Raw genomic sequence first — 12751 nt, 5'->3', positions numbered from 1 at the left:
GGCATCATATTTAATAGGTTTCCTAAAAGTATATCGAATGGCTTGAGCAAAGTCTGTCACTTCTTGTATGTATAGAGGGGCTAATTTTAACTAGTTATCGGGGAGTTTGTCGGTGAAAAAATTGATTTCATCGTTGTCCTTAAACGGTTTCTTATTAAATGTATTTATCCTCATAAATTAACCATGAAAAAAAGCAAACAGGCATCGCTTTCGACACCTGTTTGCTTATAGACATTGTTATATAAAATTATTAAATACTTTAGCGACGGTTGCGGTTGCGATTTCTCAGGAATGTAGGAATATCCAATGTATCTTCTTCCTGTTTCGGGCGCTGTTGATGCTGTTGTATCGGTTCTCTTTCTCTTTCTCTATCTCTTGATACATCATCTGTTGCTCTTGTTGCAGCATGTTGATTATGATTAATTAAAGATGGACGTTGCTGCTTTGGCTGTTTTTCTTCTCTTTTCACAGTTTCATCAAAGCCTGTTGCGATAACCGTAACAATGATCTCATCATTTAGATTTTCGTTTATAACAGAACCAAAGATAACATTTACTTCACTATCAGCTGCAGATGTTACCAAATCAGCTGCTTCTTGAACTTCATACAAGCTTAGGTTTGCCCCGCCGGTTATATTCATTAATATACCATGAGCTCCATCTATAGAAGTTTCCAGTAATGGAGATGAAATTGCTTTTTTCGCAGCCTCACTGGCACGGGTTTCCCCTGTTGCGATACCGATTCCCATTAATGCAGACCCTTTGTCAGTCATGATTGTTTTTACGTCTGCAAAGTCCACATTAATCAAACCTGGTTTAGCGATTAAATCAGATATACCTTGAACACCTTGACGTAGTACATTATCTGCTTCACGGAAAGCTTCAAGCATCGGTGTATTTTTATCTACAATTTCAAGCAGGCGATCATTAGGAATAACAATTAATGTATCAACACTACTTTTTAGTGCATCAATGCCTGAAATAGCTTGTGTAGAACGTCTTCTCCCCTCAAAAGAGAATGGTCTCGTAACAACACCTACTGTTAATGCTCCTAAATCCTTCGCAATTTGGGCAATCACAGGGGCTGCACCAGTACCGGTTCCTCCACCCATTCCAGCTGTAACAAATATCATATCTGCTCCCTGCAATACTTCCTGGAGCTGATCTTTACTTTCTTCAGCAGCTTTTTTGCCTACTTCCGGATTAGCACCTGCGCCTAATCCTCTTGTAAGCTTACCGCCAATCTGTATTTTCACTTCTGCTTTTGATAAATTCAATGCTTGTGCATCTGTATTTACTGCGATGAATTCGACACCTTCAACACCATGTTCAATCATTCGATTTACAGCGTTATTACCGCCGCCACCTACACCAATTACTTTAATTGTTGCCAGTTCCTCCATATTTGTATCAAACTCTAACATATTTCGTTCCTCCTAATATGCAAAATTACATGAGTTTCCAGAAGCTAATTTATAAGTGACTGTTCAAAAAGTTAAATACTATTTCATTTTGACATCACATTTCATAGGAAGACTTGTTTAATCAAAGAAATATTTAAACAAATTAGCAAATCCAGAGTCCTTTTTCTTTTTTTCTTTGTTTTCATTTGATTTTGCTTGTTTTTGATTTCGTTTAGGTTTCTGTTCCTGCGAACTAGCAATAACAGAAGGAAATAATTCTTTCCCTTGGATTTTCGCATTGCGGTAGGCAAATTGCAAGATTCCTACTCCAGCAGTAAACTGAGATTCTCTTACACCTATGTAATCAGGAATAGCGATTCGGACATTTGATTGAAATAAATCTGCAGCCAGCTCTGAAACACCGGGCAACGCCATAGTTCCACCTGTTAATACATAACCTCCAGGTAATTCCTGGTAACCCATTCGTCTTATTTCTCTTTCTGCAAAAGCATAGATTTCTTCCATTCTAGCTTCAATCATATCAGATATTTGGAGCTGATTATAGGTTTGTTTCGTATTACTTCCTATTATCGACACCTCAAAAGTTTCGTCTTCCTGGGCATCATCGTAAAAAGCATGGCCATAATTCAATTTAATGTCTTCCGCTTCTTCCGTTGAAGTTCTAAGTCCGATAGATAAATCCTTTGTAATATTATCTCCGCCAAGAGTAACAACACTAGTTGAAGCCAGATGATCATTTTCAAAGATGGAAACGGTTGAACATCCACCACCTACATCAATAAGAGCTACCCCTATATTCTTTTCATCTTTTGATAGAGCAATAGACCCGGCTGCTAAAGGCTGCAGACATATATCGGTGACCTGAAGGTTCGCACGTTCCACACATTTTAAAATATTATGTAAAACTGTTTTTGAACATGTGATAATTGTTCCTTCCATTTCCAGGCGCACACCAATCATGCCTCTCGGATCAATTATTTCATCCAATCCGTCTACGATGAATTGCTTCGGTATAACATCAACAATTTCACGCTCAGGAGGGACAGAAACAACTTGAGCACCATCAATAACCCTTGCAATGTCCTCTTCTCCAATTTCACGATTCTCACTCTGTACTGCTACAACACCGTGACAAGGCTGCAGTTGAATGTGGCTGCCATTTATCCCCACCACAACACTTTCAATCTGCATACCTACCATTCGCTCAGCCTGTTCAACTGCATTTCTAATAGATTGTACGGTCTGATCGATATCTACAATAGCACCCTTTTTCATACCATTGGATTTTGCAGTGCCGACTCCAATTATGTTTAGTGAATCATTTAATACTTCTCCAATAATTACTTTGATTTTTGTTGTACCAATATCAAGACTTACCAGTACTTCACTGTTATTCAAAGAAAGGCACCTCCTCATACGGAAGTGTCTAATAACTTATTAGACATTATCTCCCATTTACTATTTCTAATGTTATAAGTGGATGTTCAAAAAGTCCGGTAATAATGACATACCCTTTTTGAACAAGCTCTATGGTATAATCTTATATTTTAAAGGAATTTATATAAAAAAGAAAATATATATATATGTTATTCCACAAAAATAATAGATACCCTTTATTTTTCCGAAAAAAAACTATTTAATTACATACTGTGCTACTATATGGTTCGTAAAAAACTATAAATATATGACTTTTTCCCATAAATATGTGGATTCATTTTACTCAGAATCTGACTCTGTTTCCGATTCAACAACAGACTCCTCTTCAATCTCTTCACCTTCACTTTCAGATTGACTGACGAAGGATTCGAAATAAGCTCCAACACCAATATGAATAATCCCTTCACTACCCTTGTCCAGCTGGGAAACTATTGATGGATATACTTGCATTTTCTCTGCAAAATTCCTTATTGTACTATCAACCATATAGCCATCACTCATATAAAGCAGGATTTTACTTTCATTTTCTTCTGTTGGTTTCCAATAAATCTCGGAAATTAAATTCAATATATCCACTGGTAATTTTTGAAGCTCACTGGTCATCTTATGTAAATAAGCTTCTTCTGTAAATTCTGCGATCAGTGGAGCATCCCCATTAAATGTTTGTTGTCCTACCGTTTCCATTACCGTACCATTTCCAAGGATGGGATAAAATGTACTATCTTTTTCAATATATCCCACTCGTTCATACTCTTTAACTTTTATTTCAATTGTCCATGGCAATTTCCGGTTAACCTTTACTGATTCCACTATTTGGTTTTTACTGATTTCATTTTCAATCTGGTCCCCATTAATGGTCCAAATATTTGATTTTGTTGTAATTTCACTCCGCTTAATAATCTCTTCATCTGCAAAGTATGAGTTTCCTTTAACAGAGATTGTTTTTACATGACTTAGAGGTGATTGCAGATAGACAATGATAGATATTAAAAAGAAAAAAATAGAAAGGTAAAATATTAAACGACGATTTGCCTTTTTTTTACGTGCCTGCTTCAATTTTGGAATACGATCCTCAATCGAAACAATCTTCTTTTTGTTCATCTCCATTTCTTCCTTTATTACAAATTAACAGAATGTATCGGCAATAAAAATACCATTATTCATGTTAAATGAATTATATCACATAATACACCTAAAAATGTAGTGTACATTGCATAGTTTATCAGATTTTTGATATAAATACCCTATTAATATTTTCCATTAAAAATATAGCACAAAAATTGTGCTATATTTTAGAATAAATGCTAATATTTAGCAAAACCCCAACTGAACATAAGGCTAATGTTAAAGAGGAACCACCATAGCTCAAAAATGGTAATGTAATTCCTGTCACGGGAATTAAACCTATTACAACACTAATATTTATCATTACTTGAACAGCCAGCATAGATACGATCCCAAGTGCTAAAAATCTTCCAAATTGGTCAGGAGCTCCCAGGGAAATCTTTATGCCGCGCCAAAATAATAAGAAAAACAATCCAATTACAATACTACCACCAATAAAACCAAGCTCTTCACCTAAAATAGCAAAGATAAAATCTGTTTGCGGTTCCGGTAAATAAAAATATTTTTGCAAACTTTCTCCCAGACCAAGTCCCATTAATCCACCAGGTCCGATTGCATATAAAGATTGAATAATTTGAAACCCATCACCTAAAGGATCTTCCCATGGATTTAAAAAAGCTGTTATCCGACTTATACGATACGGTGCAGAAATAATAAGAAACACAAAACCAGCCAGTCCAAGTGCAGCCAGACCAAAAAAATGGGTCAATCTTGCCCCAGCAACGAACACCATAACCATACAAGTTAAGACAAGCACCATTCCGGTACCTAAATCAGGCTGCAGCATAATTAATCCAAATGCTGTAAAAATTAAAATAATCGATGGGAAAAACCCTTTTTTAAAGGAGGTAATATACTTTTGATTTGTAGCCAGGTATGCTGCCAGGAAAATAATTAAACCAAGCTTCATAAATTCAGATGGCTGAATACTAAAAGCACCTACACCTATCCAGCTCTGGGCTCCCCCTCGCACCATGCCAATTCCCGGGATCAGGACAAGAAACAATAGAATAAAACAACTAAACAAAATTAATTTCGCATACTTTTTCCATATACTATAAGGAATTCGCATCACGAAAAACATTGCTGCAACTCCGACGCCTGCAAAAAGTAATTGTCTTTTTAAATAATAAAGTGAATCAGCGTATTTATAATCTGCCTGGACATAGGACGAACTATAAACCATTATAATCCCGATTATAAGCAGACTGATGATCACACCCAATAGCAGATAATCCGGTCTACTTTTCCCCTTTATTAATTTTCGAAACAAAAAAACACCCCATTTCCTTTTAGAAAACTTGGTTGTCACCAATCCCTTAGGTGACAGACTTAGTTGCGCTTATGCAGTAAGGAAGCATTTTATACTTTCTTATCTGCCAAGTCTTTAGGAACAGGGGCGTTCTATTCATTACTTATTTTAAATAGGACGTAACCTTTAATATAGGTAGTAAACTGTTTAAGACAAGCCCCTACAATAGTTTATGCACGGCCTTGATAAACATGTCACCTCTTTCTTCAAAAGTGCGATATTGATCCCAGCTTGCACATGCTGGAGATAATAAAATCACATCATTGGCAGCTGAAACAGAATAAGCCTTCCTAACCGCATCTTCAATATCCTTCGTTAAAATAATTGTTTCGATATTTGCTTCTTCTGCAATTTTCTTCAATTTCTCTTTCGTTTCCCCAAAAGTAATCATTGCTTTAACATGTTGTAAAAATGGCAGTAAATCCCCAAATTCATTTCCCCGATCAAGACCACCTGCTAATAGAATAGTTTCTTGCTCGAATGATGACAAAGCTTTCTGTGTTGCAAGTACGTTGGTAGCCTTGGAATCATTGTAAAACAGGCGATCATTGATATTATCAACAAATTGCAACCGGTGCTTCACACCCGTAAAAGTAGTTAAAACTTTGTAGATACCATCATTGTTAGCACCACATAATTTGGCTGCGGCAATGGATGCAAGGATATTTTCCAGGTTGTGTGCACCAACTAAAACAATATCTTTTCGGTCAATAATCTTTTCATCCTTAAAGAAAATACTTTCATCGTTTGCCCATATCCCCTTTTCCAATCGCTTATTAATTGAAAACGGAATTTTTTTTGAACTTGCTTGTTTAACTGCTTCCACTATTTGTAAATCATCTGCATTATAGATCAGATAGTCATCTTCTGTTTGATTTTTAAATAGATTAAACTTTGCTTCTTTATAGTTTTCCATTGTTTTATGATAATCCAAATGTGCTTCGAATATATTAAGCAATACTGCGATTTTAGGTTTGAATTTTTCAATTCCCAGCAGTTGGAAAGAAGACAACTCCAATACCAAACTTTCATTCTCGGCTAATGTCTGCGCTACCTCTGTTGCCACCAACCCAATATTACCTGCAACTTTAACCGGATGCTTACTTTCACGGAGTATCTCTGTTGTAAGTGTTGTTGTCGTTGTTTTTCCATTTGATCCGGTAATTCCAATAATAGAGCCTTCCACGAGTTGTCCTGCAAGTTCGATCTCGGTAATAATCGGAATATCCCTTCTTACTGCTTCTGTAAGTATTGAATTATCATAGGGAATTCCGGGATTTTTTACAATAATTTCAATATCCTCCAAAACAGAAACAGGATGGGAGCCTACAATTACCTCTGCCCCCATCATTTTTAATTCTGTAACGATAGCATCATTTTCCTTTGTTTTCATGTCATTAACACGTACTTTTTTTTCATTAGCCAATAATAAATGAGCAGCAGCTGTTCCGCTCTTTGCAAGCCCAAGCACGAGTATATGAGTATAAGGGAAATCCATTAGTTTATTCAACTTAAGCCCACCTCGATATAAATGCCAAGTGCGGCAAAAATAAGTCCAATCAGCCAAAAGGTCGTAACTACCCGCCATTCAGACCATCCAAGTAATTCATAATGGTGATGTAATGGACTCATTTTAAATACCCTTTTACCTGTTGTTTTGAAAGAAATAACCTGGATAATTACAGAGAGTGTTTCGATTACAAATACCCCTCCAACGATCACCAGAATAATTTCCAGCTTTGTTAAAATAGCTACGGCAGCAATTGCACCACCAAGGGCCAATGAACCGGTATCGCCCATAAATACCTTTGCAGGATGTGCGTTAAACACCAAAAAGCCCAGCAATGCACCAACTGCAGCCAATGTAAAAAGCGTCACTTCATTTTGAGGAAAGCCATACCATGCCAATATGCCGAAAGCACCAAAGGCAATTGCTGCTGTTCCTGCCAATAACCCATCCAATCCATCTGTTAAATTTACTGCATTGGATGCACCAACAAGCATAAATATGATTAGAAGTGCATAACCCCATCCAAGTTCCCATTGAATACCAGTTCCAGGTATTTGAATGTATGTCGGAAAGTCCTGACTACGTAAAATAAAATAAAATATAAGAGCTATCACAATTTGACCAAGCATTTTTTGTTTGGAAGTTAAACCCAGATTTCGTTTCATTGCCACTTTTATAAAATCGTCAAGAAAGCCTAAAAATCCGTATCCAACCAACACTAAAAGTAATAACCATAGTTCATAACCAATACCATCTGATCCTGTCTTGCCAACCATAATTAACGAAGTAATTATAATACTGAATACAATCATCAGACCGCCCATTGTAGGTGTACCAGTCTTTTTTAAATGTGACTCCGGTCCTTCTTCCCTAATACTTTGTCCAAACTTTAAACGTCTTAAAAATGGAATAAAAATTGGAGATAAAAGGACGGTAATCAAAAATGCTATTGCTATTGTCAATAATAATATAGAGATATTCACTTGTTTTCCTCCTTGTCCGGTAACCGTCCATCAAATTATGATGTATGAATTATTTCCTCGATTAATAATTCAAATTTGAGTCCCCTTGAAGCCTTAAATAATAACAATGAATCTTTGTTTAAATGGTCTTGCAATGCATCGATCAGTTCTTCTTTTGATGTGAAGTGATTACAATGAATGTATGATTTATTCTTTTTTACAGCCGTTGAAATATTCTCGGCATCTTTACCATAGGTTAATACTGTATTAATTGGTATATCTATTACTTCTGCAACAGACCGGTGTAATTCCTCTGAATATTTTCCCAGCTCTAAAACATCGCCCAGTATAAGAACTTTATCTGTAAATCCTTCCATTTGCTTTACAACTTCAATTGCTGCCTTCATTGATGTTGGTGAGGCATTATATGCATCATTAATGATAGAGACGTCATTTGGACCTTTTATCATCTCAAAACGCATCGAAGTCAATTTTAATGACTGTAACGCTTTTTGGCACTTTTCCTGATCGATTCCGAGTTGTTTACCGAGTGTTATTGCATATGCAGCATTGAGTGCATGATGCTTGCCCAGTAATGGAACTGAATATTCACTGCCATCTGCCAGTTCAAAAGTAGTATGATTCAATTTTATATCTACATTTTTGATCAGTACATCATTATGAATAGTAAAACCACATGTAATAACATTTTTTTGTTTATGAATATGTTTTAATAAGTCTTCATCACCATCTATTATGACATAACCATCATCTTTTAAGCTATTCATTATTTCTAACTTAGCTGAGGAAATACCTTTACGGGAACCAAGGTATTCAATATGTGATTCCCCGATATTTGTAATAATTGCATAATCCGGCTTAGCTATTTTCGATAATAAATCAATCTCACCAAAATCGCTCATACCCATTTCCAGTATTAATACTTCTGTATCTCTTTTCATTGATAAAATGGTTAATGGTAACCCAATATGATTATTGAAGTTACCATCTGTATAATGCGCGCGATAGGTCGACTGGACCACAGCTGCAACTAAATCCTTTGTTGTAGTTTTACCATTCGACCCTGTAATTCCGATCACAATTGGATTAATCTCAGCCCTGTAATGGGAAGCTGTTTTTTGTAATGCTGCAATGGTATCATCCACAAAAAACACAGGAAAGTCTGTTGGCATAAATTCAGGTAATTCTATTCCTTTATCCCATAATACAGCTGCAGCTCCATTATTAATCGCTTGTTTGACATAGTCGTGTCCATCAAAATTATCCCCAATTATCGGTATAAACAACGATTTTGCTGACTCCGCCCTGCTGTCCGTAATAACTTCATCTATTACTATTTCTTCTGCCGCAGACCCACTAAATTCAGTGAAAAGGCGGGATAACCAGTTTGTAGTAAATAACATCATCATTTCTCCTTAGCTTTGATCGCTTCTTTTGCAATTAATCTGTCATCAAAGTCATACTTTATATTTCCAATCTGTTGATATGTCTCATGACCTTTTCCGGCAATTAATATGATATCATCTTTTTTAGCACGATTTATCGCTTGATAAATTGCTCTCTTGCGATCTGAAGTTACTTCATATTTATTTTTAAAATCCTCTAATCCTGTTGTCATATCAGCTAAAATACTTTCAGGGTTTTCTGTTCTCGGATTATCAGAAGTAAAGAGTGCATGATCAGCATATCTTAATGCAATTGCTGCCATCAGAGGCCGTTTTGATCGATCCCGGTCTCCACCACAGCCTACAATCACATAAATCTTCCCCTTAGCAAACTCTTTAATCGTTTGTAATACATTTTTCAATGAATCAGGTGTATGGGCATAATCCACGATAACCGCGAATGACTGATCCTGGCTGATTGATTCAAAACGTCCACTGACTCCTTTAATACTTTCCAGTGCTTTTTTAATGCAATTTAACGGTATTTTACCTGCGATTGCTGCAGCACTTGCCGCTAACATATTATACACATTGAACATCCCGATTAATTTGCTGTTTATTTTGATGCTTTCATCCGGTGTTATTAATTTAAAAGAAGTTCCATTGGCATTAATTGTTATGTCAGCAGCCATAATTTGTGCCTCATTTTTACAAGCATATGTTATAACATGCTGGGCGGTACTTCTTTTAATCAGATCACTTGATGGATCATCTCCATTAATAATAGCAAACTTTTGATCCCTGTCATCATAGGTATTCCCTAATTGAGCAAACAACAGACTTTTTGCATGCAGATAATCATCAATATTCTTATGATAATCCAAATGATCCTGTGTAAGATTGGTAAATACAGCTATATCAAAGTCACAGCCAAATACCCTTCCTAAATCAAGCGCATGTGAAGAAACCTCCATAATAGCCAGTTCTACACCTTGTTCAAGCATTAAATGAAACGACTTTTGCAAGCTTAATGCATCTGGTGTCGTATTAGATACAGGATATGTCTTTTTATCTATCTTCATTTGGATTGTTCCAATTACACCTGTCTTCATTTGATATTCATTATAGATTGTTTCCAGTAAATAGGTTACAGTTGTTTTGCCATTTGTTCCAGTAACTCCTATTAAAGGAATTTTAGCTGTTGGATGATTATAAAACTTAGCTGAAATCATTGCCAAAATCCTTGAAGTATCTGAAACGATCACGACTGGTACAGAAGTTTTGATGTTTTTCTCAGCGACAATTGCAACCGCTCCGTTCGTAATTGCCTGTTCCACATAATTATGCCCATCGACTGTGAAACCCGAAATACAAACGAAGAGTGATCCTGATTTAACTTTTTGTGAATCCATTTCAATTGCATCAATTTCAATGTTTTCTATAGCATTTGTAGTTTGATAGTTTGGTATGTCTGAAAATAATTCACTTAATTTCATGAACAACACCCTATCCTACATATTTATTCTATTTCAAATCATTTTTTAAGAGGGTAGTTACACCCCCTTATGATTAACCTCACTTATTATAGCAAATTTCATCCCTATTCACGATGTTTTTCATCAGATAAATAGATACGCATTTTAGATCCTTGTTCCACTTTAGTTCCTGGGCTTGGAGCTTGATCAATAATGTAATCTCCTGCTCCATTTGTTTCAATTGATAGATTCGTCATATATTCAGATAAATCTCCTTTTGATAGCCCAATCAAATCAGGAACTTCTATTTTCGGTTGTTCCGGCCACAAATAATCTTTATCCAAACCACCTTCACTTGGTTCTACACCAAGAGCTCTTAAACTATCTCCAATAATCGTTCCTACGATTGGAGCAGCTACAACGCCACCAAATTGAAGTGTATCTTTTGGATTATCAACTGCGACATATACTACGATTTCCGGATCATCAGCCGGGGCGAAACCGATAAAAGATACAACGTAATTATTCTGCATATACCTTCCATCAGGACCTACCTTTTGTGCTGTTCCGGTTTTTCCACCGACCCGGTAACCATCCACATAGGCAGGTCTACCTGTACCTTTGGCTACAACACTCTCCAGGGCACCACGAACCTCCTCTGAAGTTGCTTCAGAAATAACTCTCTCTTTCAAATTTGGTTCCACTGTTTCTACCGTTTTTTCTGTTTTAGGATCAATCCATTCTTTTGCAATAAATGGTTCGTATAAATACCCTCCATTTACAGTGGCCGCAACAGCCATAACCTGTTGAATAGGCGTTACGGACACACCCTGACCAAAGGCGGTTGTTGCTAATTCAACTGGTCCAACATTTTCAGGTTTGAATAGAATTCCGGTTCCTTCCCCCTGTAAATCGATACCGGTTTTTTCACCGAATCCAAAGTCGTCTATATAAGAATATAATTTTTCTTTTCCTATAGACAAACCTAAATCAACAAAACCGGGGTTACAAGAATTTTGGACAACTTCAAGGAAGGTTTGATGTCCATGACCACCACTTTTCCAGCAGTGCAATTCTGTTCCACCCACAGTAATATCTCCATCATCATGAAAATGATCCTTTTCCAAATCCACCACATTTTCTTCCAATGCCGCTGCCAACGTAATTATTTTAAAGGTTGATCCAGGTTCATATGTACTCCAAATTGGTAAATTACGATCAAAAATAGATGAATCAACTTCCTGATAATTTTCAGGATTGAAATTTGGTCTTGTCGTCATCCCAAGAATACCGCCGGTTTTAGGATTTACTGCAATAGCCAGGGCCCCATCCGGATTATATTTTGATACAGCAAGATCCATTTCCCGCTCCAATATGGTTTGGACTCTCAGGTCAATTGATGCTTTTAAATTCAATCCATCCTCAGGAGGACTATACACATCTGCAAGACTATCCAACCTTCTCCCCTTCGCATCAGAATAAAAGGAAAGGCTCCCCTTTTCCCCATTCAGCTTTTCATCATAGAAAAGCTCCAAACCCATTAATCCCTGATTATCTATCCCAGCAAATCCCAAAACATGTGATAAACTTTTACCGTTAGGATAATGTCGTTTAGAATCCTTTGCAAGGTATACTCCATCCATATTCAATGTTCTTATCGCAGATTCCTGTTTTTCAGAAATTTTAATGCCTTCTGGACGTATATTGACACTTGATGCTACTTTTGTTATATCTTCATATACCTTATCAGTAGATACATCCAAAATTGATGCCAGTTTTTCAGCAGTTTCTTCCGGGTTTTCTATTTGTCTTGGAACAACTACAATCGATGGTGCAGTCACATTTTCAGCTAGTATTTCCCCATTTGTATCCAGTATATTTCCTCTTTCCGGCTCAAATTCAATATCTCGTGTCCACAAATCATTCGCTTGTCCCATTAATTTTTCTCCAATAACAAATTGCACATAGCCCAACCTTATATCAATGATTGCAAAGATTAGCAGGCCAAAAATAAAAACAGTGACGATTCGTTTTTTAACAGTTACAGTAGATACGCGTTTCATAATCCATCCCCTTTTCATAGGTAGGCTTATATCCACTA

General features: G+C 36.4%; 9 protein-coding genes. All 9 read right to left on the bottom strand.

Annotated features, from left to right (window positions below):
• Window positions 1–259: 259 nt before the first annotated feature.
• The 9 genes from ftsZ to CIL05_RS08525 all read right to left on the bottom strand — a co-directional run bounded on the left by ftsZ (window position 260) and on the right by CIL05_RS08525 (window position 12713).
• On the bottom strand, window positions 260–1423 hold the full coding sequence (ftsZ, locus tag CIL05_RS08565; RefSeq protein ID WP_095655115.1) for a cell division protein FtsZ: 1164 nt from the start codon (window positions 1421–1423) through the stop codon (window positions 260–262).
• 117 nt (window positions 1424–1540) lie between these two features.
• Window positions 1541–2821: a cell division protein FtsA gene (ftsA, locus tag CIL05_RS08560; protein WP_095655114.1), complete on the bottom strand. Its 1281-nt coding sequence runs from the start codon at window positions 2819–2821 to the stop codon at window positions 1541–1543.
• 318 nt (window positions 2822–3139) lie between these two features.
• A complete protein-coding gene (locus CIL05_RS08555; RefSeq protein ID WP_095655113.1) occupies window positions 3140–3961 on the bottom strand; it encodes a cell division protein FtsQ/DivIB in 822 nt (273 codons plus the stop codon).
• Window positions 3962–4145: 184 nt separating this feature from the next.
• Window positions 4146–5258 carry a stage V sporulation protein E gene (spoVE, locus tag CIL05_RS08550; protein ID WP_095655112.1) on the bottom strand — a complete coding sequence of 371 codons (1113 nt, stop codon included), beginning with the start codon at window positions 5256–5258 and terminating at the stop codon, window positions 4146–4148.
• Window positions 5259–5457: 199 nt separating this feature from the next.
• Complete coding sequence (murD, locus tag CIL05_RS08545; protein ID WP_095655111.1) at window positions 5458–6807, bottom strand: UDP-N-acetylmuramoyl-L-alanine--D-glutamate ligase; 1350 nt, start codon at window positions 6805–6807, stop codon at window positions 5458–5460.
• Complete coding sequence (gene mraY / locus CIL05_RS08540; protein WP_095655110.1) at window positions 6804–7790, bottom strand: phospho-N-acetylmuramoyl-pentapeptide-transferase; 987 nt, start codon at window positions 7788–7790, stop codon at window positions 6804–6806. Before mraY ends, murD begins: the two co-directional genes overlap by 4 nt.
• 35 nt (window positions 7791–7825) lie before the next feature.
• Window positions 7826–9193 (bottom strand): UDP-N-acetylmuramoyl-tripeptide--D-alanyl-D-alanine ligase, encoded by a 1368-nt coding sequence (locus tag CIL05_RS08535; RefSeq protein ID WP_095655109.1) that lies wholly within the window; start codon window positions 9191–9193, stop codon window positions 7826–7828.
• 2 nt (window positions 9194–9195) lie between these two features.
• A complete protein-coding gene (locus CIL05_RS08530; RefSeq protein ID WP_095655108.1) occupies window positions 9196–10671 on the bottom strand; it encodes a UDP-N-acetylmuramoyl-L-alanyl-D-glutamate--2,6-diaminopimelate ligase in 1476 nt (491 codons plus the stop codon).
• Window positions 10672–10775: 104 nt separating this feature from the next.
• A complete protein-coding gene (locus CIL05_RS08525) occupies window positions 10776–12713 on the bottom strand; it encodes a stage V sporulation protein D (protein ID WP_095655107.1) in 1938 nt (645 codons plus the stop codon).
• Window positions 12714–12751 lie beyond the last annotated feature (38 nt).

The sequence above is a fragment of the Virgibacillus profundi genome (assembly GCF_002287375.1).
Taxonomy (GTDB): domain Bacteria; phylum Bacillota; class Bacilli; order Bacillales; family Amphibacillaceae; genus Virgibacillus_K; species Virgibacillus_K profundi.
This window is presented reverse-complemented; position numbering and strand designations above follow the sequence as displayed.

What these genes read in the sequence shown, in the direction of transcription:
- CIL05_RS08525 (WP_095655107.1), bottom strand. Translation starts at nt 12,713, where the DNA reads ATGAAACGCGTATCTACTGTAACTGTTAAAAAACGAATCGTCACTGTT.
- CIL05_RS08555 (WP_095655113.1), bottom strand. Translation starts at nt 3,961, where the DNA reads ATGAACAAAAAGAAGATTGTTTCGATTGAGGATCGTATTCCAAAATTG.
- CIL05_RS08530 (WP_095655108.1), bottom strand. Translation starts at nt 10,671, where the DNA reads ATGAAATTAAGTGAATTATTTTCAGACATACCAAACTATCAAACTACA.
- CIL05_RS08535 (WP_095655109.1), bottom strand. Translation starts at nt 9,193, where the DNA reads ATGTTATTTACTACAAACTGGTTATCCCGCCTTTTCACTGAATTTAGT.
- ftsZ (WP_095655115.1), bottom strand. Translation starts at nt 1,423, where the DNA reads ATGTTAGAGTTTGATACAAATATGGAGGAACTGGCAACAATTAAAGTA.